Genomic DNA, 20,044 nt, shown 5'->3' with positions numbered 1-20,044 from the left:
GTTATAAAAATGAAAAAAGTGCTTTTAAGCGCAGCAATCTCCGCTACCCTGGGCCTTACCGCGCTACCATCAATGGCGCAAGATGTTGATTTACGTATGTCCTGGTGGGGGGGCAATGGCCGTCATCAGGTGACGCTGAAGGCGTTAGAAGAGTTCCATAAACAGAACCCTGACATTAACGTCAAAGCAGAATACACCGGTTGGGACGGTCACTTGTCCCGTCTGACCACGCAAATCGCGGGCGGCACAGAGCCGGACGTGATGCAGACCAACTGGAACTGGCTGCCAATTTTCTCGAAAAATGGCGACGGTTTCTACGATCTGAACAAAATGAAAGACGTGATCGACTTAACGCAGTTTGATCCGAAAGAGCTGCAGTCCACCACGGTTAACGGCAAGCTGAACGGGATCCCAATCTCCGTGACGGCTCGCGTGTTCTACTTCAATGACGAGACCTGGAAAAAAGCGGGCGTTGAATACCCGAAAACCTGGGACGCGTTGATGGCGGCGGGTAAAGCCTTCGAAAGCAAGCTGGGCAAACAGTATTACCCTGTGGTTCTGGAACACCAGGATACGCTGGCACTGCTGAACTCTTACATGATTCAGAAATACAACATTCCTGCGGTTGATGAGAAAGCCAAAAAGTTCTCCTACACCAAAGAGCAGTGGGTTGAATTCTTCCAGACCTATAAAAATCTGGTAGATAGCCACGTAATGCCTGACACCAAATACTATGCGTCATTTGGTAAGAGCAACATGTATGAAATGAAGCCATGGATTCAGGGTGAATGGGGCGGAACTTACATGTGGAACTCCACCATTAATAAGTATTCCGATAACCTGAAGCCACCAGCAAAACTGGAGCTGGGTAACTACCCAATGCTGCCGGGTGCAACCGATGCGGGCCTATTCTTTAAACCTGCACAGATGCTCTCTATCGGTAAAACGACCAAAAACCCAGAAGCCGCTGCAAAAGTGATTAACTTCCTGCTGAACAGCAAAGAAGGCGTGCACACTCTGGGCCTGGAGCGCGGCGTACCATTAAGCAAAGTCGCGGTACAATACCTGACCGAAGATGGCACCATCAAAGAGAGCGATCCGTCTGTTGCGGGTCTGCGCATGGCGCAATCTCTGCCAGCTAAACTCTCCGTGTCACCTTACTTTGACGATCCGCAGATCGTGGCGCAGTTTGGTACCTCTCTGCAGTACATCGACTATGGCCAGAAAACCGTAGAAGAGACCGCGGCAGACTTCCAGCGTCAGGCTGAACGTATCCTGAAACGCGCAATGCGCTAATCATTCCGTCCGATCCCTACCCTGTCCCTTCGGTGGCAGGGTATTTTTTTATCTGGAGAAACCCTATGAAAGGCAAAATCATCCCATTGAATTTTCGCTCGCGTCTGGATACAGAAACCGGACACGAGGTGATACGGATGACGCCCCCGCACATCATTTGTCACCGTAATTATTTCTATCAAAAGTGTTTTACGCAGGACGGCAGCAAGATCATTTTTGGTGGCGCATTCGAAGGCCACTGGAATTACTACCTGTTAGATATTGAAAAACAACAGGCAACCCAACTGACCGAGGGCGCTGGCGATAATACCTTTGGTGGGTTTTTATCTGATGACGATAAATCTCTGTGGTATGTGAAAAACAGTCGTGAGCTGCGCCGGGTTGATCTCGAGAGTTTCGAAGAGCATGTGGTGTATGAAGTGGATGATGAGTGGGTGGCGTACGGCACCTGGGTCGCGAATTCTGATTGCACAAAACTGGTCGGAATCGAGATTAAAAAGAGCGACTGGCAGCCGCTGACAGACTGGAGCAAATTCCGCGCGTTTTACTTCACCCAGCCGGAATGCCGCCTCATTAACATCGATTTATGCACGGGTGAGCCGCGCGTGATTTTGCAAGAAAAACGCTGGCTAGGGCACCCCATTTATCGCCCGTTCGACGACAATACCGTCGCGTTTTGTCACGAAGGTCCACGCGATGCGATTGATGCCCGTATGTGGTTGATCAACGAGGACGGTAGCAATCTGCGTAAGGTGCGCCAGCATGCGCCAGGTGAAAGCTTTACTCATGAATTCTGGGTGCCGGACGGTTCCGCGCTGTATTACGTGGCGCATAAAGAAAACGATCCGCAGCGCTATCTGTTTAGCGCGGACCCTCACTCTCTCGACAACCGCCAGCTCATGGCGATCCCACCGTGCTCACATCTGATGAGCAATTTCGACGGGTCGCTGATTGTTGGCGACGGCGCGCCGCACAATACCGGCGATATCAGTCTTAACGATCCGTTTATTTGGGTGTTTGATATTGCGGCCGGAACGCAAAAAGCCATTTGTCAGCACAACACGAGCTGGAAAGTGTTGGATGGCGATCGGCAGGTGACGCATCCGCACCCGTCGTTTTCACCGGACAATAAGTGGGTTCTGTATACGTCGGATGAGGAAGGGATGCCGGCACTTTATCTTTGCGCTGTCTGATGCCATCACCCCTGCCGTGATGTCAGAGATAGAACTCATCAATGACTTCTTTAACCCTACAGTGATGTGGCGAATTTTGTTTACATAGCGCAAATAGACTGAAATTAAATGAGAGATAACAACATCAGTTGGTGAGATTTTGTCGATGAGAGGGGTGAATTATCTGTTGTGTCAGCATAATTTACGTTATTGGTATCAGAAGAAATTAAAAAAAGCGCCTGTGATGGCGCTTTTTTATTTTTTCACTTCAAGGCGCTTTTGAACATGGGTATGATTTTTTTATTTCCTGTTTCACTTATATGATTGTCATCAAAATAAAGTGGTTGAAGATTTTCGCTTCCATAACACAACCCATCGTGACATAAATAATCGATAGGTTTTAAGATTTCTGCACTACAGCTTTTCGCTGCCTTTTTTTGAGCGTCTAAAATCAATTGATTCCTTTCGATATACGACTGGACTGTTGTAAATATATCTTCTGGTGTTTTCCCCATCATCAAATCGTGTGATATACGTCTTGGTACATTCACGGGCATTTCAGGGATCGGATTCACCATGAAGACGTTATGACGCTTGCGTATTGCACACACCATTTCAGAATAGGATTCTTTGAACAATTCATCATTTTTTTCTTTTGAATCAGCCCTGGAACCAAAATCAATTAATCCATTTTCAATGTAATGTGTGGACCGGTTAACCAAAAAAACGGGAGTCTGCGAATTGAATTCTGACAAACGATTCAAAAGCTGTTGATTAAAGAGGCTACATCCTGGGTGGTCTTTAAGGTCGCCAAACGCAATATTTGGGCATCCGGAATACGTAAGGCCAACGACTGACCCATTATCGCCTACCGCTGAAGCCAGTGCTGTCGCTGTCGCCACCGCATGTGAATCGCCAATAATAATAGCTTTGACAGGACCTGAACCATAGTGACTGATATGGGTTCTACTATCTTCACTGTAGTTTTTGTTGATTGCTTCAGAGGCGATGACATCGACTCGGGGATTGGGATCGTTGGTTACTATCTGATTTTTAATGGCATATGAAGTCAAATAGAGACTGCCTGCAAAGACTATAGCCACCGTTAAAAGCGAAAGGTTGGAAATCCGGGCTAATGCGCTTCTTGCTGGGTTTTCGATAGTTTTCCATGAGAGAACGCCAATAATAAACGAGGCGATGAGTGCAAGACTTACCCAACGAACATCGTTGTTTACGTTGGCATAAACCAGCAATACCGCAAGGGGCCAGTGCCACAGGTAGACGGAGTACGAACTTAAACCGACCCAACTAATATGACGATCTAACTGGGACGCTAATGTTTGGCTATTACAGATGATACACAGCATTGTGCTGGCAACAGGTATTACTGTAAATATGCCTGGCCAAGTCACATTTTTATCTAATAAGAATGCACAAAGAATGATAGCAACAAGACCTGTTGCGGCACCAATATTTCTAACAGTCGAACTCATCTTTGCGGTTAAGAAAAAACTCAACCCGCCACACAACATTTCCCAAGCCCGGTACTGTAATAAATAAAACGTGGAGGAGTCAAATTCAGAGCTATGATAGACAGAAGACGAAAATGACAAAACAGCAAGCGCCAAAAATACATATGGCAATGATTTCGCTTTTTTTATTTTCACTAAAAAAACAATTAAAAGCGGCAATAGCAAATAGAATTGCCATTCCACTGAGAGTGACCATGTGTGAAGAAACCAATTCTCATGGGAGTCACTGGCGAAATAATCCCCTGATTCTTTATTTAACCTGATGTTTGAAATAAATAATACGACGTACCCAACGTAGTTCCCGAGTTTTCTGTATTCGACTGTTGGCAACCAGTACCAAAATGCAAGCATCAGCGTGATAGTCATAACAAATAGTGCCGGAACTATCCGTCTGAATCTGGCTGAGTAAAAAGATATGAATGAAAAATCTCCCTTGATGGCATTTTTTGTGATTATTGATGTCATCAAGTAGCCGGAGATAACAAAGAAAATGTCAACACCTATAAATCCACCAGGTAGCAACTTTGGCACGAAGTGGTAAAAAACAACGGATAAAATGGCCAGCCCACGTAATAAATTTATATCGTGGCGAAAATTTACTTTCTCTGTGGATTTATCGCTTGCTAACGATATTGTTATATTACTCATTGGAATTCCAAGAAACATGAATATTTAATCTTAATCTCTTCAACATCTGATACACATAATGTTCGAAATAGGTTAAGAGCCCAGCATTGTATAAGTTAGCAAGCCTTAATGCTAGGGCGTCATGTTCCCTTCCGGGGAGTGAGAATGATGTGCTACATGAAGATCGCAAATCCGCGGAGATCACCGCTCAGTTTATGTCTCGTAGGATAGACGCAAGAATGCCGTTGATAAAAACATAAGCACCTGTTTCAGCAGAGACGATAAGAATTAGGGTGTCCCCATCTAAGCCGTCGACTGTCGGCGGATGTTCACGCCCTGCCTTAGCTCAAGTCCAAACGCTTAAAATGTAAGGGGCCGTTTCGGCGCTATCCTGGCCTGACCGCAGTTCTCTAAGGTTTTATGCGGGTCTTTGCTTTGTTATTCCACAGGGAGAGGGAGTAAACACTAAAACGGCAACCGACGTTGCCGTTTCGCTTTTGCCTTAGGCGAAGGAACGGAAAATTACACGCCGATATTGCGTAACTTCTCTCCAGACATCAGCCTGCGCTCGATATGTTCCAGCGTAACGTTTTTGGTTTCAGGAATTAACCAGAACGTGATCCCAATAAATACCACGTTGAGCGCGGTATAGAGCCAAAACGTTCCCGCAGCACCAATAGCGTCGAGCAAGGTCAGGAAAGTCGCGCCGATAATCATATTCGACACCCAGTTGGTGGTGGTCGAACAGGTGATACCAAAATCGCGGCACTTCAGCGGCTGAATTTCAGAGCACAAGATCCATACCACCGGCGCGGCGCTCATCGCATAACCCGCAATACACATCATCGTCATCCCAACAGACAGCCAGGAAAGACTGCTCGACGCCGTGCCATTATCAAACTGCATCAGGCAATAGCCGAGAATCAACGTGCCGATCGCCATGACGCTGAAACCAATTTTCAGCGCGGGTTTACGCCCGGCTTTATCCACGGTAAAGACCGCAATAAAGGTCGCGAACATAAAGGTCAGCCCCACCACCAGCGTGGCGATCATCTGCTGCTCGGTCGTGGTGAATCCGGCCATTTTGAAGATACGCGGGGCGTAATACATGATGATATTCATACCGGTAAACTGCTGCATCGCCTGCAACAACATGCCGAGAAACACCGCGCGGCGCACGTTTCGGTTCGCCTTAAACAGTGCAAAACCGCCCTGCTTTAGCTTCAGGCTTTCGCGAATTTCATTCAGCTCTTCGCGCGCTTTTTCCGAGGTGTCACGCAGCATACGCAGCACTTCCTCCGCCTCAACGTGACGCCCTTTTTGCGCCAGCCAGCGCGGACTGTTCGGTAAAAAAATCACCAACACCATCAACAGTACAGCGGGAAGCGCCAGTACGCCAAGCATCGCGCGCCAGTTGCCGCTATAGCTGAAATACGTGTCCGACAGGAACGCCAGCACAATCCCGAGCGTGACCATCAGTTGGTACATGCTGATCATTTTGCCGCGCACATTTTCACTCGCCATCTCAGAGAGATAAAGCGGTGCCGTGTACGATGCGATGCCAACAGCCACGCCAAGCAACACGCGTGACAGCAATAGGGCTTCAATACCTGTCGCAAACGCCGAGCCTAACGATCCGGCGACAAACAAAATCGCCCCCACCATCAGGCTGTATTTTCGGCCCAGTTTGAACGATAGCCAGCCGTTGAACAGCGCACCCAGCGCCGCGCCCAGCATCATACTGCTCACCACCCACTCCTGCAGGCGATTACTGAGCGTAAAGTGATCGGTAATAAACGGTAACGCACCGGCAATCACGCCGATATCCAGGCCAAACAGCAAACCCGCTACCGCAGCAGAAATCGAGACGAACTGGTTCATTCTGCGGGTATCGCGCAGCGCGCGGGGCATTAAAAGTGAGTCATTAAATGATGTCATTATTTCCAGCCATAACAGCGTAAGACGTTTACTGAAATTACGAGAAAGCGCGATAAAGTGTCAGGTCTTATAACGCGAAGATATGGATTATTGGGTTGTCAGGCATCGTTTTGTGATGGATATTACAATTTAAACTTTTAATGAATAATCATCATTTAATATTAACTCTCTAATTTATAAGAAATATAAATGTGATCGCTATCATCGCAAGGGATATTGTTATGGATTTTCTTATTTTCGCCATATGGACAATGACGAAATTGAGACAAAAAAAACCTCCGCGCCAGGCAGAGGTTCTCGATGAAAGCGAAGATTAACGCGCCAGCCAGCCACCATCGACAGCAACGGTATAGCCGTTGATATAGTCGGATGCCGGAGACGCCAGGAACACAATCGGTCCCATCAGATCGCTTGGCAGACCCCAACGGCCCGCAGGGATACGCTCAAGAATGGCCGCACTACGCTCTTCGTCGGCACGCAGCTGCTGGGTGTTGTTTGTTGCCATGTAACCCGGTGCAATCGCGTTGACGTTGATATTGTGCTGCGCCCACTCGTTCGCCAGCAGACGGGTCACGCCCATGACTGCGCTTTTGGAAGCGGTGTAAGACGGCACGCGGATGCCACCCTGGAACGAGAGCATAGACGCGATGTTGATGATCTTGCCGCCATTACCCTGAGCAATAAATTGCTTCGCTGCCGCCTGGGACATAAAGAACACGCTCTTAATGTTCAGGTTCATGACGTCGTCCCAGTCACGCTCGCTGAAGTTGATTGCGTCTTCACGACGAATCAGACCCGCGTTGTTAACCAGCACATCGATATGACCAAACTCTGCCACCGCGCGCTCCAGCAGCTCAGGGATCGCGTCGATTTTACGCAGGTCGGCAGTCAGGCTCAGGAAGCGACGGCCCAGCGCAGTCACGCGCTCAATAGTTTCAGTCGGCTCAACAATATTGATACCGACGATATCGCAGCCCGCTTCAGCCAGACCTAACGCCATACCCTGGCCGAGGCCCGTGTCACAGCCCGTCACAACCGCGACTTTACCTTGCAGAGAAAATGCATCCAGAATCATTTTTATTCCTTAATCTTTCAGCGCCTGTCACGGACAGGCAGGGTTATGCTTAACTGCCCGCGACTAGCGCAGATCTTTAACAGCGACGTGGTCCATGTCATCGAAGACCTGGTTTTCACCGACCATACCCCAGATGAAGGTATAGGCTTTGGTTCCAACGCCGGAGTGAATCGACCAGCTTGGTGAAATCACAGCTTGCTCGTTGTGCATCACAAGGTGGCGAGTTTCCTGGGGTTGTCCCATCATGTGGAAAACGCAGGCGTCTTCGTCCATGTTGAAATAGAAGTACACTTCCATACGGCGCTCATGGGTATGGCACGGCATGGTATTCCAGAGGTTGCCCGGTTCCAGCTCTGTCAGACCCATACTGAGCTGGCAGGTTTCCAGCACATCCGGAACAAAATATTTGTTGATGGTGCGGCGGTTGCTGGTGAGGTTGTCGCCCAGCGTGACCGGCGCAACGTCTGCAGGGGTCACTTTTTTGGTCGGATAAGTCATGTGAGCAGGTGCACAGTTGTAGTAGAACTTCGCAGGCTTGCTGCTCTCTACGCTGGCAAACACCACTTCCTGCGCGCCTTTGCCGACGTACAGCGCATCGCGATGGCCAATCTCAAAGCACTGACCGTCAACCGTAATCGTGCCTGGGCCACCAATATTGATCACACCCAGTTCGCGGCGTTCCAGGAAATAGCTGACGCCGAGCTGTTTGCCCACTTCGCCACCGACTGACACCGTTTGTGCCACCGGCATAATGCCGCCAACAATGATGCGATCAATGTGGCTGTACACCATGGTGTACTCATCGGCAACAAACACCTTCTCTACCAAAAATTCATTGCGCAGCTGCTGAGTATCCAGCGTTTTGGCGTGCGCGCTGTGGATGCTTTGTCTGACGTCCACATTTACCTCCAAATGATCGTGCCCGAAGGCCTGGAAAATTAACGAAACAATGTTCCGATTTCTTTATTGGCACATAGTATCCGCTGCGAAATGGGTTTTCAATTACATTTAAAACGTTGTTTCAATTTTACTGCATCTTAATGACAGAAATGCAGTTGGGATCACGATTGTTGAGAGTTGACGGCACGGGCGTGGTTAAAGAGTCAAAACACGGGAATCAGATTTATCATAGTAAACAATCAATTATAAAACCTTGAAGTTTTGACCGTATAAATTTCATTCAGCGTTAAAAATCAAAGATAATCATCATTATGTGTAATGAATCTCACAAAGTGCGCTATCAGTCACACACATTGAAACGTCGTTTTGATAATTTAATGCTTGGTTTTTAACTTATTTCACATGTAGATCTGACTGCCGGAACAGTGTCCAGCCGTCGATACAAAGGAGCGCATCATGGCTAAAGGTATGCGGGTCAAGCTGAACTATGAGGTCAGCCGCGATCCGGATACAGGCGTGGAAATCACCCGCCTGACCCCACCGGAAGTAACGTGTCACCGAAACTACTTCTATCAGAAGTGCTTCTTTAATGACGGCAGCCATTTGCTGTTTGCGGGGGAGTTCGACGGCCACTGGAATTATTACCTGCTGGACCTGAACAAAGCAGAAGCCGTGCAGTTGACAGAAGGCGCGGGCGACAACACCTTTGGCGGTTTCCTGTCGCCGGACGATAAGTCTCTTTATTACGTGAAGAACGATCGCACGCTGCTGGAAGTGAATCTGGAAACGCTGGCCGAGCGCGAAGTTTACCGGGTTGCGGATGACTGGGTCGGCTACGGGACCTGGGTTGCCAACAGTGATTGCACCAAACTGGTCGGTATTGAGATCGCGAAAAGTGACTGGACGCCGCTCAACGACTGGAAAATTTTCCACGACTTCTTCCATAAAGGGCCGCACTGCCGCCTGCTGCGCGTCGATTTGAAAACGGGCGAAAGCGCAACGATTCATGAAGAGAAGAACTGGCTGGGTCATCCTATTTACCGCCCATTCGACGACAATACCGTCGCGTTCTGCCATGAAGGCCCGCACGACCTGGTCGATGCACGCATGTGGATGGTAAACGAAGACGGCAGCAATGTTCGTAAAGTGAAAGAACACGCCGAAGGTGAAAGCTGCACGCATGAGTTCTGGGTGCCAAACGGCTCCGCGCTGGTTTACGTCTCTTATCTTAAGGGTCAGCAGGGCCGTACCATTTATAGCTTCAATCCGGATACCGGCGTGAACGAAGCAGTGATGCAGATGCCAGCTTGTTCGCATTTAATGAGCAACTTTGACGGCTCACTGTTTGTGGGTGATGGCTCCGGCACGCCTGTCGATGTGAAAGATACCAGCGGGTATACGATCGATAACGACCCTTACCTGTACGCATTTGATGTGGCGAAAAAAGCGCACTTCCGCATCGCTCGTCACGACACCTCATGGGCAACCGTGGCGAACAGCCGCCAGGTAACCCATCCGCATCCCTCCTTTACCCCGGATGATGAAGCGGTGCTGTTCAGTTCCGATAAAGACGGCAAACCTGCCCTCTATATTGCGAAACTCCCCGAGCAACCTGAAATGTTGCAAGCATGATTTGAGTTAGTGTTTCTGTAACTGGCCTTGCCCTCCCCTGTGGAGGGCTTTTTTTTATGCGTGGAATTCTGCCAAATAATACAGATATAAAAAAACCGGCTCGAATGAGCCGGCTATTTTTACCCGGAGATACTGATATTAGAATGAATATGCCACACCTAAACGGAAACGAGTTTGACGCTCGTCGGTGGTTTTACTGCCGTTTACATTACCCACTTCAACATACGGAGACCAGTTTTTATCAATTTTGTACGCCAGCTTCGCGTTATATTCTTCGGAGTAATCTTTGTTATTACTACGAATGGTACCTTCTGAACTTTTCGCGTAAACATAATTCAGCTCGGTACGGAAATCACCCATTACCCAACCTAACCATGCATCACCACGGTTGACTTTATCGTCATCTTTCTCAGCGCTTGACGGGTAGCGGGTATAATCATAACGATAACGCGCGGCCACATAGAAGCCATTGTCAAAGCTGTATTGCGCATGCAAGAAGGGTTTATAAATGGTGCGGCTGTCATTACTCTCAAGCGTAAAGCCCGGCGTCAGCGCAATATTATCTGTTGCTTTCCAGCGCCAGCTAATTTGATCTTCATGACCGTTGCCTACCATGTCTGAGAATGGGCGGTCAGCTTTATCGCCGCCTGATTTCCATTTAGCTTCAACAGAGAATCCAAAACCATTCGCAAAGCGATGCGAGACAGCAACGCGATCGGCGTTTGAGCCGCTATCGATGTATTCGTGACGTAAATCAACGGTAACAGCCTGAGCTGCAAATGACGCACCAACAAGAGACGCAAGGACCAGAGATTTCTTTAACATGAAAAAACCCTCAATTAAAATGTCATTTCGTTTTTATGGAACTGCATTTTATTTTTAACGTAACAATATTTTAGTGATCGAGATCGTAATTATTTGTTTCATTTTTTTTGGCAAGAATCGACGTGACAGGCATCAACAAACACACGGGATTAAGGGTAAATTTCAGGATTGAGATCACATAAAAATTATAATGAGAGGGGATTTATTTCTGGCGCGCTAAATTTGTCGAATTAGAATTAACTGAAGTGGAAAAAAATATGATTTCGCTCACACAAAAAAAGCTCCCCAAGGGAAGCCTTTTTTCAGAAAATAGATTGAGTGGAACTTATCTTTCGATCGCCAATGCTACGCCCTGACCGCCGCCAATACACAGCGTCGCCAGGCCTTTCCGCGCATCGCGCTTGATCATTTCATGAACCAGTGAAACCAAAATACGGCAGCCGGAGGCACCAATGGGGTGGCCGAGGGCAATCGCCCCGCCGTTGACATTCACACGGCGAGGATCCCACTCCAGCATTTTCCCCACGGATAACGCCTGAGCGGCAAACGCTTCGTTGACCTCAATCAGATCAACATCGCCAAGCTGCCAGCCCGCACGTTCCAGACAACGCCGCGTGGCGTAAACCGGCGCGATGCCCATCAGAGCCGGATCGACCCCGACGCTGGCAAAGGCTTTGATACGTGCCAGCACCGGCAGATTCAGCTCTTCCGCTTTGCTTTCACTCATCATCATCACAGCGGCCGCGCCGTCGTTAATAGAAGAGGCGTTACCCGCGGTCACCGAGCCCAGCGTATCGAACGCAGGATTCAGTTTCGCCAGCCCTTCTGCGCTGGCATCCGTGCGCGGTTGTTCGTCGGTATCTACGATCAGCGGCTCGCCATTTTGACGCACGGTTTTTACCGGGACAATTTCATCACGGAAGCGACCGGAGTCGATTGCGGCGCGCGCTTTGTGCTGCGAATTGAGCGCGTAATCATCTTGTAATGCGCGGCTGATGCCGTATTCGCGGGCCAGGTTTTCGGCCGTCACGCCCATGTGATAATCGTTAAAGGCGTCCCATAAACCATCGTGTACCAGGCTGTCCAGCAACTGGCTATTGCCGAGCTGCGCACCGGTACGGCTGTCGGTAAGGACGTGCGGGGCACGGCTCATATTCTCCTGGCCGCCCGCGATGATAACGTCCGCCTCACCGCACTGGATCGCCTGCGTCGCCAGATGCAGCGCTTTTAATCCCGATCCACAGACATCGTTAATCGTAATGGCCGACACCGTATTGGGTAGCCCGCCTTTGAGCGCTGCCTGACGCGCAGGGTTTTGCCCGGCACCTGCCGTCAGCACCTGGCCCAAAATCACTTCGTCGATTTCCTGTGCGGCAATTCCACTGCGCTCTACCAGGGCTTTAAGCACCACGCTTCCCAGATCCACCGCAGAATGCCGAGCCAGCGCCCCCTGAAAACAGCCGATAGCCGTACGTAACGCACCCACTATCACGACATCTTTCATCACTACCTCAGCGCAAATAAACAGCGCTGATAGTAGAGGCATTGTTATCGACTATTAACGTAATTGTTTAAAATAAGTGAGTTTAATCACAAAGGATCACTGTTTCTCCTGCAAAAACTCACGCAGCCAACTTCCGGCCACCCCCGGCGGTGTCCGTTTGTTCCATAACAGGTCAATAGCAATCGAGCGTGGCCAGCCGGGAACATTCAGTTGGGTGAGCGTTTTCGCTGCGGAAAACTCCTCCACCAGCGCGACGGGCAGCTCGCACCAGCCGAAACCTTGCACTGCCATACTCAGCAACAACAAATAGTTTGGTGCAGACCACACGGGGCCCGCCGTCAACGTCGGTTCGCGCTCAAGATAGGTATTGAGCCGTAATTCGCGCCAGCCCTGCAGCTCGTCCCGTTCAACCACGTTTTGTGAGGCAAGCGGATGCGCTTGCGCGACATAGATCGCCATGTGCGTTTGCAGCGGCAGACGCACCACGCCGATATCCGTGGGATAGCTTTCGCGGGCTTCAATCAGCCCGATTTGCGCCCGCTCTTTTTGCACCAGATCGACGACATCCTCGTCTTCACCAATCAGACATTCAAACTCGGTATGGGGAAAACGTTTGTCGAACTGGATCATCAGATCTTCCAGCACATCCGGATGCAGCGTATCCGACAGCACAAACGCCAGCCGTGCTTCGGTCTGCGCGGTCAGCGACACGGCAAGTTCATCCAGGCGCGCACTGGCGGCCAGAATCGACTGCACATAGCCCAGAACCTGCTTTCCTTGTGAGGTCAACACGGGCTGACGCGCTGATCGATCGAAAAGTGCAAAACCTAAATCCGCCTCAAAATGGGCAATCGCAGTGCTGACGGTGGACTGGCTTTTACGCAGACGGCGCGCCGCCGCGGAAAACGATCCGGTGGCCACGGTTTCGACAAACGCAGTCAGGGCTTCGGGAGAATAACGCATAATCTATCTACTTTATCGATGGTTACTATCTTTTTTATATCATCTTTTGCGATGAAAATAGCGCGCATCAACGCCCATAACGGCGAATTAATGAGGTTCAGGTTATGCAACATGATGTACATCACCGCAAATTGCCGGAGCGAATCTTTCACGCGGTTTGCTTCGAAGGGATTGCCACCGCCATTCTTGCGCCAACGGCCGCCTGGCTGATGCAGCGCTCGGTCGTAGAAATGGGCGGATTAACCATTATCCTGGCGACCACGGCGATGCTCTGGAACATTATCTATAACTTTGGGTTTGACCGTTTTTGGCCCGTTCAGCGCGTGACCCGTACAGCAAAAGTGCGCGCGCTGCATGCGCTGGGCTTTGAGTGTGGCTTTATCGTGATCGGGGTGTCCATTGTCGCAGCGGTGCTCGGCGTGACGCTGCTTCAGGCATTCACGTTAGAAATAGGTTTCTTCCTGTTCTTCCTGCCGTACACCATGTTTTACAACTGGGCGTACGATAAACTGCGCGAGAAAAATATCAAACGCCGCCAGCAACGACGCGCTCTGGCAAACTAATTTCTGCACGGGCCGGAAGCCTTTCCGGCCCTTAACGATCACGTCAACTACGCCCTAAAACCATAACTATGGTAAATTGCACTCCTTTTTGTTCGTTTTACAGTTGATACGTTGCTCTAATGTCGAAAATTTGGTCAAAAGAAGAGACTCTCTGGAGTTTCGCCCTCTACGGCACTGCCGTGGGCGCAGGAACGCTGTTCTTGCCTATTCAGCTCGGTTCCGCAGGCGCTATCGTCCTGCTCGTTACTGCCCTTGTGGCGTATCCGTTAACCTACTGGCCGCATAAAGCGCTCGCACAGTTCATTCTCTCGTCAAATGCCAAAGGCAGCGAAGGGATCACCCGCGCGGTCACTCACTATTACGGGAAGAAAATTGGCAACCTGATTACCACGCTCTACTTTATCGCCTTTTTCGTGGTGGTACTGATCTATGCTGTGGCGATCACTAACTCGATAACCGAACAGCTCGCCAGGCACTTGACGGTGGACATGTCCGTGCGGGTCATGGTGAGCCTGGGCGTGGTGATGGTGTTAAACCTGATCTTTTTGACGGGCCGCCATATCACCATCAAGGTGATGGGCTTTCTGGTCTTTCCGCTGATTGCCTACTTTCTGTTTGTTTCGCTGTATCTCACTTCCAGCTGGCAGCCGTCATTGCTCACCAGCCAGATGGCAGTGAATCAGCACACGCTGCACCAGGTATGGATTTCTATTCCAGTGATGGTTTTCGCTTTTAGCCATACTCCGATCATCTCTACTTTCGCCGTCGACCGACGTGAAAAGTATGGCGATGCGGCCATGGGTAAATGCAAAAAAATCATGAAAGTCGCGTACCTGATTATTTGTCTGAGCGTGCTGTTCTTTGTCTTCAGCTGTCTGCTGTCGATTCCGCCGTCGTATATTGTGGCGGCAAAAGAAGAAGGTGTGACCATTCTTTCAGCGCTTTCAATGATGCCGTCATCGCCCGCCTGGCTGGGTATTTCTGGCATTATCGTGGCGATTGTAGCGATGTCGAAATCATTTCTCGGCACCTATTTTGGAGTGATTGAGGGAGCGACGGAGATTGTGAAATCATCGCTGAATCAGGTGGGAATTAATAAAAGCCGCGCCTTTAACCGCGCGCTGTCGATAATGGCCGCCTCGCTCATTACCTTCGTGGTGTGCTGCATTAACCCGAACGCCATTTCAATGATTTATGCGATCAGCGGCCCGCTTATCGCCATCATTCTGTTTATTATGCCAACACTCTCAACGTACTTGATTCCCGCACTCAAACCGCATCGCTCCATCGGCAACCTGATCACGCTGATTGTGGGTGTGTTGTGCGTATCGGTGATGTTTGTGGGTTAATTAGAGTGAGCACGCAGCGGTTTTCCCGGTGCGTGTTCAATCTGAAAAGGATATTATTAAATCTACCTGAGCAACGACATTTATCATCTACTTCCTCCCTGAGAATATAGAATTACCTTCCCAGCAACAACTATCATTCCTCGTAGTTTTTTAAACATCCAAACACAGACTACTCAGTTGAAATCATTAAATAAAATTAATCCTAAAATCGTGATTTAGGATTAAAGTAATGCCCTTACTTTGCCGTTTATGTCTGGGGGATTTAATTATTTTAACTGACAAAATTTGTCAGTTTCATCTCTCACACTACGACACATCAGTGAAGTTAAGAGTGGATAAAGGACATATCTGCCCATTACATCGAATTGCCATGGATGTCATATCAAAGGAAGTAATATGTCAGTTGAAGCTGTGACTCCTGGCGGGGTCTACCAAAAAATATCACTGGAAGTTGATCGCATTCTGCAGAATCTCACCCAGACAACAACCGATTCTGCATTACAACACGCGAATGAAAATGCACGCCAGCAGCTTGATGCGTTCCGCCAGAAACTAAACGATAACATTGAAAGCCTGCAAAAAAATGCTGAGTGGAATACGTTTACCATTGCCTTTTATGGCGAAACCAACGCTGGCAAATCTACCATCATTGAGACCCTGCGCATTTTGCTTAATGAACAGAGTAAACGCGCTCGGCAGCAGGCATTCAGAGAATTCCAGCAACAACATCAGCTCACTGAAAGCGACATCGAAACACTTCAGAACGCGCTTAACGAAAATGAAAAACGCGCTAAAGAGTTGGCGGTCGCAATCGAGACAATCAATCATGAATACCTTGAGCGAGAAAATGCGTTTCAGGATCAGATTGAATCTATTAATGCGCTAATTACCGCACAACGGCAGCATCTCTCCCTTTGGCGCAAATTTCTCAACCTATGGGTAAAAACGCCTGAACAGAAAGAAAAAGAGAGCCAGGAAGTGCTAAAACAGGCACTGGCACATGAAAAAGCACACGCGCTGAAATCCATTGAAGAGCAAAAATCCGAATGCGAATCGAACGCCTCGTCCCTGAGACAATTACAGGCGGCGCAAAAGAATAAGCTGGATGAGTTGTCTCTGCTTGCCGATGGCGAAATCATCGGCACAGGTGTTTCTGACTTCACAATGGACACGACCCTGTATCCTTTCGAGTCTGGTGCACAACAATTTGCACTGCTGGACGTACCAGGCATTGAAGGAAAAGAAAGCAAAGTTCTGTCTCAAATTCAGCACGCGGTCGAGAAAGCCCATGCCGTTTTTTATGTCACCAGTAAACCTACAGCCCCGCAAAAAGGGGATGACAAAACACCTGGAACACTGGAAAAAATTAAGGCCCATCTTAATGCTCAGACTGAAGTTTGGACGTTATTTAATAAACGCATTACGAATCCCGTTCAGTTGAATCGCCCTACTCTGGTCAGCGCCGACGAGCAACTTAGCCTTGACGATCTGAATAAAAAAATGAGTGAACAACTGGGTGATAATTACCGGGATACCTGGTCCGTTAGCGCGATGCCTGCTTTCCTGAGCGTTGCGGATCATTTGGTACCTGGGTCAGAAAATGCCAAAAAACGCGTTAAATTATTAGAGAAATTAAATCCCGAAGAGATTCTGGAAAAGACAGGTTTAAAGGGATTCTTATCATTACTGACCCAACGACTGGTGTCTGACAGCAAAACCAAGATCGCCCGCTCTAATTTTAATAAAGCGCGCACCACCGTCGAAGATGTCACTTCCGAGCTGTCGTATTTGCAAAAAGAGAGTTATGGCAAATTGGCAAAACAACTGCAAAGCGACACGATCAATGCCCATCAGCTGCTGGATATTTCTCTGGCTTCGTTAAAAACACGTTTGAAAGATCAGAGCGAAACCGCCGTAGATGCTTTCAGAAGTCGTGCGAGGAAGCAGATCTATCGAGAAATCGAAGACGATATCGGCAACGATCGTTTCAAAGATGAGCTGGAAAGTACCATCAAGCAGCAACATGCGGAACTCAACAACACGCTTCCGGAACTCTTAAAGAGTGAACTGGATAAGTTTAAAGGCGAAACCGAAGAGATCGTCAAACGCTTCCAGGGGTATGCCAAAGATGTTCTGGAAACGTATTCGAAGTTACAGAAACAAAAATTCGATAACGCGTTCGAGTTGAAAATCGATATTGATAATGGCCTGAAGTTAACCAGCATGCTTGCGACTTTAGCGGGTGGTGCATTGCTTTTCTGGAACCCGGCCGGGTGGTTCATTCTGGGCCCTGCAATCGCAGGAATGGTTTTCGCGTTTTATAAAGCAGTACGCAGTTTCTTCAGTTCCTCTTACAAAATTTCTCAGCAAAAGCAGTCAGCTGACGAAAACCTGAACAAGATTGCCCGGAGTATGAAGTCAGCAATAGAAGAGGGTATTGACAACGTGTTTCCTGAACTGGAAGAAAAAGTGGTGCAACTTAAATCCATGCTGGAAGAACCCACCCGTCAGGCGGCGCAGATTAATAAGATCCTGATTAACGCTACCGCTAACTTACGCCATCTGTCACTCAGCCTAGATATGTCAGGAAATAAGTAATGGAAAAGACACTCGATGTATTCAAATCGCAGCAAGCGAAGAATCTTGAAATCCTTAATAATCTGAATGCATTTCTGCAGCAAGGCGAAGCGTTTGGTATTCAAACAGAACCGCATTTGCTGCAAAAATTGCAGACGGCAAAAGAGAATGCTTCTAATGGAAAACTGCATATTGCGTTGATTGGTGGTTTTTCTGAAGGGAAAACCTCTATTGCAGCAGCCTGGATGGAGAAACTGGATAAGGCGAGTATGAATATCAGCCACCAGGAATCATCAAACGAGGTAAAAGTTTATGATGTTGGTTCTGATTTTGTGCTGATTGATACCCCCGGGCTGTTTGGCTTTAAAGAACAGTTCGATGAAGGGACGCAGTCCATGGAAAAATACAAAGACATGACGAAGAAATACGTCAGTGAAGCGCATCTTGTCTTGTATGTCATGAACTCCACCAACCCGATCAAAGAAAGCCACAAACAGGATCTGGAATGGCTGTTCCGTACGCTGAATTTGCTCGATCGGACTGTCTTTGTTCTCAGCCGTTTTGACGAAGTCGCGGATGTGGAAGATGAAGAGGACTACCAGTCCAACGCCAGCGTAAAATGTCAAAATGTGGCATCACGCCTGCACGATTTAATCGCTCTTACGCCAAAAGAACGTGAGGAGTTAAGCATAGTGGCTGTCGCCGCCAACCCATTCGATATGGGTACAGACTATTGGCTTGAAAATCCTGAGAAGTTCCGCACGCTTTCGCATATCAGCATGCTACAGACCGCGACCAGTCAAAAAATTGCGCTTAGTGGCGGCCTTCAGGCTTTGGGTGAAGAGACGAAGAAAAGCGTTATTCGTGACATCCTTACGCGCAAATTGCCCGTTGCCATTGAGAACGATGAACGCATCAGCGAAGAGGTTGCCGAACTTGCTGTCATTCATCAGCGGATGCGTAACGAAATGATCGGTATGGAAAAGGACATGGCGGCAACTCGTACCGCTCTGCGAACATTTGTCACCGATTACTTCAGCGATTTGATCCTTCAGGCTGAGGGATTAAGCATGGAAACGTACCTGGCCTTTTTCGAACGTGAAGTCGGTGATAAGGGCATTGTTCTTTCAACACGTCTGCAAAACGAATTTGATCGACGAATTCAGTCCGTCTCTCAGGCGCTTGAAAAAATGCAGATTGGCTATAATGCCGAAATTAGCCATTACAACGGAACGCTATCCGCTATGGGTAAGCAGGGTCTGAATTATGTGGTGAAGAGTAAAGTCATCAACAATACGACCGTACTTGCCGCTCGTGATGGTGTGGTTTCGCTAGCAAAAATGGTTGGCCTGGATCTCGGTAAGATACTGAGCTTCAAACCCTGGGGAGCGGTCAATTTGGCAAAAGGTCTGAATGGACTTCTCTCCTTTGCAGGATTGGCTCTGGAGGCGTGGGATTCGCTGGAACAGGCGAAGCGTGAAAAGCAGTTTGCCAAAACTATTCAGGATATGGTGGCAAACTTCCGCGCTCAGCGTGAAGAGTTAATTGGCATCCTCAATGCACCTGACTATGTTGAGCGTTTCTTCTCAGGCTACGTGATGATGAATGACGAACTCGAAGGGTTAGAGAAGACATTACGCCAAAGTAAGGAACGCCAGGCGCAATTTGCTAAATGGCGCGATCAGGTTGAAGCCATTGACGCTGAATTCACTCGCGTAAATGCCTGATGCCTGAAACGGTTTGGCGTCTGGCCAGGGTGCTCCCGCTGCGGGCATCCTGGCCACTGAGAATATTGTGCGGTCATAAAACGGTGCAGAACATATTGTGAAAGCCGATCGTCAGGCGCGAGTGCCTGAAAAGGGCAATACTCCTTTAATCGCTTTATCAGCAACCCCAACCACTGCCGCCTTGCTTGCCAATACACCTGCCATAACATCCCCTACTTGAGATTTATCGACGATTAACGCCCATCGTTTTACCTGATAACTTTCTGTTACGAAAAGGAGTTTCACTTAAGTTCAACGTTTATTGCTCACATAGCAGTTGTTTGTAAAATGACCGACAGGATTATACCCATAGCAAGTAGAGGGA

Annotated in this window: 14 protein-coding genes; 7 read left to right on the top strand and 7 right to left on the bottom strand. The window is 48.6% G+C overall.

Features of this window, described 5'->3' with window-relative positions; translation table 11 throughout:
* Positions 1-9 precede the first annotated feature (9 nt).
* Positions 10-1,296, top strand: coding sequence for an ABC transporter substrate-binding protein (locus AC0LWE_RS09890; protein ID WP_059177623.1), 1,287 nt, complete (start codon positions 10-12; stop codon positions 1,294-1,296).
* A gap of 65 nt (positions 1,297-1,361) precedes the next feature.
* The gene (locus AC0LWE_RS09885; RefSeq protein WP_202667677.1) at positions 1,362-2,489 is read left to right on the top strand and encodes an oligogalacturonate lyase family protein; all 1,128 of its coding nucleotides are present in this window, start codon (positions 1,362-1,364) and stop codon (positions 2,487-2,489) included.
* Positions 2,490-2,731: 242 nt separating this feature from the next.
* Here AC0LWE_RS09885 and AC0LWE_RS09880 read toward each other — a convergent pair whose 3' ends face one another.
* The 4 genes from AC0LWE_RS09880 to kduI all read right to left on the bottom strand — a co-directional run bounded on the left by AC0LWE_RS09880 (position 2,732) and on the right by kduI (position 8,540).
* Positions 2,732-4,648: an acyltransferase family protein gene (locus AC0LWE_RS09880; RefSeq protein ID WP_202693888.1), complete on the bottom strand. Its 1,917-nt coding sequence runs from the start codon at positions 4,646-4,648 to the stop codon at positions 2,732-2,734.
* A gap of 501 nt (positions 4,649-5,149) precedes the next feature.
* The gene (gene araE / locus AC0LWE_RS09875; RefSeq protein ID WP_059177620.1) at positions 5,150-6,565 is read right to left on the bottom strand and encodes an arabinose-proton symporter AraE; all 1,416 of its coding nucleotides are present in this window, start codon (positions 6,563-6,565) and stop codon (positions 5,150-5,152) included.
* Between the two features lie 313 nt (positions 6,566-6,878).
* On the bottom strand, positions 6,879-7,640 hold the full coding sequence (gene kduD / locus AC0LWE_RS09870; protein WP_219347414.1) for a 2-dehydro-3-deoxy-D-gluconate 5-dehydrogenase KduD: 762 nt from the start codon (positions 7,638-7,640) through the stop codon (positions 6,879-6,881).
* A 63-nt stretch (positions 7,641-7,703) separates the two neighbouring features.
* The gene (gene kduI, locus AC0LWE_RS09865; RefSeq protein ID WP_219347413.1) at positions 7,704-8,540 is read right to left on the bottom strand and encodes a 5-dehydro-4-deoxy-D-glucuronate isomerase; all 837 of its coding nucleotides are present in this window, start codon (positions 8,538-8,540) and stop codon (positions 7,704-7,706) included.
* A gap of 456 nt (positions 8,541-8,996) precedes the next feature.
* Here kduI and AC0LWE_RS09860 point away from each other — a divergent pair, with 456 nt between their 5' ends.
* Positions 8,997-10,172 (top strand): oligogalacturonate lyase family protein, encoded by a 1,176-nt coding sequence (locus tag AC0LWE_RS09860; RefSeq protein ID WP_219347412.1) that lies wholly within the window; start codon positions 8,997-8,999, stop codon positions 10,170-10,172.
* Between the two features lie 138 nt (positions 10,173-10,310).
* On the opposite strand, the gene AC0LWE_RS09855 is transcribed toward AC0LWE_RS09860, so the two are convergent.
* The 3 genes from AC0LWE_RS09855 to AC0LWE_RS09845 all read right to left on the bottom strand — a co-directional run bounded on the left by AC0LWE_RS09855 (position 10,311) and on the right by AC0LWE_RS09845 (position 13,464).
* Complete coding sequence (locus tag AC0LWE_RS09855; RefSeq protein ID WP_202667680.1) at positions 10,311-10,997, bottom strand: oligogalacturonate-specific porin KdgM family protein; 687 nt, start codon at positions 10,995-10,997, stop codon at positions 10,311-10,313.
* 325 nt (positions 10,998-11,322) lie between these two features.
* The gene (locus AC0LWE_RS09850) at positions 11,323-12,501 is read right to left on the bottom strand and encodes an acetyl-CoA C-acetyltransferase (RefSeq protein WP_202667681.1); all 1,179 of its coding nucleotides are present in this window, start codon (positions 12,499-12,501) and stop codon (positions 11,323-11,325) included.
* 96 nt (positions 12,502-12,597) lie between these two features.
* Positions 12,598-13,464: a LysR family transcriptional regulator gene (locus tag AC0LWE_RS09845; protein ID WP_059177615.1), complete on the bottom strand. Its 867-nt coding sequence runs from the start codon at positions 13,462-13,464 to the stop codon at positions 12,598-12,600.
* Positions 13,465-13,568: 104 nt separating this feature from the next.
* On the opposite strand from AC0LWE_RS09845, the gene AC0LWE_RS09840 reads away from it, so the two are divergent.
* From AC0LWE_RS09840 to AC0LWE_RS09825, 4 genes are all read left to right on the top strand, one after another.
* Positions 13,569-14,027, top strand: a complete 459-nt coding sequence (locus AC0LWE_RS09840; RefSeq protein ID WP_015960293.1) for a multidrug/biocide efflux PACE transporter — start codon at positions 13,569-13,571, stop codon at positions 14,025-14,027.
* A gap of 119 nt (positions 14,028-14,146) precedes the next feature.
* Positions 14,147-15,376, top strand: a complete 1,230-nt coding sequence (locus AC0LWE_RS09835; protein WP_219347411.1) for an amino acid permease — start codon at positions 14,147-14,149, stop codon at positions 15,374-15,376.
* Between the two features lie 396 nt (positions 15,377-15,772).
* On the top strand, positions 15,773-17,974 hold the full coding sequence (locus tag AC0LWE_RS09830; protein WP_131486246.1) for an AAA family ATPase: 2,202 nt from the start codon (positions 15,773-15,775) through the stop codon (positions 17,972-17,974).
* The gene (locus tag AC0LWE_RS09825; protein ID WP_219347410.1) at positions 17,974-19,680 is read left to right on the top strand and encodes a LeoA/HP0731 family dynamin-like GTPase; all 1,707 of its coding nucleotides are present in this window, start codon (positions 17,974-17,976) and stop codon (positions 19,678-19,680) included. The genes AC0LWE_RS09830 and AC0LWE_RS09825 overlap by 1 nt, the downstream gene beginning before the upstream one ends.
* Positions 19,681-20,044 lie beyond the last annotated feature (364 nt).

It is taken from the genome of Lelliottia sp. RD5, from assembly GCF_056032945.1.
Note: the sequence above shows the minus strand (reverse complement) of the source record. Positions and strands in the feature narration are given on the sequence as shown.

Excerpts from the sequence above, each read along its gene's own strand:
- AC0LWE_RS09890 (WP_059177623.1), top strand. The coding sequence starts at position 10 with ATGAAAAAAGTGCTTTTAAGCGCAGCAATCTCCGCTACCCTGGGCCTT.
- AC0LWE_RS09885 (WP_202667677.1), top strand. The coding sequence starts at position 1,362 with ATGAAAGGCAAAATCATCCCATTGAATTTTCGCTCGCGTCTGGATACA.
- AC0LWE_RS09880 (WP_202693888.1), bottom strand. The coding sequence starts at position 4,648 with ATGAGTAATATAACAATATCGTTAGCAAGCGATAAATCCACAGAGAAA.
- araE (WP_059177620.1), bottom strand. The coding sequence starts at position 6,565 with ATGACATCATTTAATGACTCACTTTTAATGCCCCGCGCGCTGCGCGAT.
- kduD (WP_219347414.1), bottom strand. The coding sequence starts at position 7,640 with ATGATTCTGGATGCATTTTCTCTGCAAGGTAAAGTCGCGGTTGTGACG.
- AC0LWE_RS09860 (WP_219347412.1), top strand. The coding sequence starts at position 8,997 with ATGGCTAAAGGTATGCGGGTCAAGCTGAACTATGAGGTCAGCCGCGAT.
- AC0LWE_RS09855 (WP_202667680.1), bottom strand. The coding sequence starts at position 10,997 with ATGTTAAAGAAATCTCTGGTCCTTGCGTCTCTTGTTGGTGCGTCATTT.
- AC0LWE_RS09850 (WP_202667681.1), bottom strand. The coding sequence starts at position 12,501 with ATGAAAGATGTCGTGATAGTGGGTGCGTTACGTACGGCTATCGGCTGT.
- AC0LWE_RS09845 (WP_059177615.1), bottom strand. The coding sequence starts at position 13,464 with ATGCGTTATTCTCCCGAAGCCCTGACTGCGTTTGTCGAAACCGTGGCC.
- AC0LWE_RS09840 (WP_015960293.1), top strand. The coding sequence starts at position 13,569 with ATGCAACATGATGTACATCACCGCAAATTGCCGGAGCGAATCTTTCAC.
- AC0LWE_RS09835 (WP_219347411.1), top strand. The coding sequence starts at position 14,147 with ATGTCGAAAATTTGGTCAAAAGAAGAGACTCTCTGGAGTTTCGCCCTC.
- AC0LWE_RS09830 (WP_131486246.1), top strand. The coding sequence starts at position 15,773 with ATGTCAGTTGAAGCTGTGACTCCTGGCGGGGTCTACCAAAAAATATCA.
- AC0LWE_RS09825 (WP_219347410.1), top strand. The coding sequence starts at position 17,974 with ATGGAAAAGACACTCGATGTATTCAAATCGCAGCAAGCGAAGAATCTT.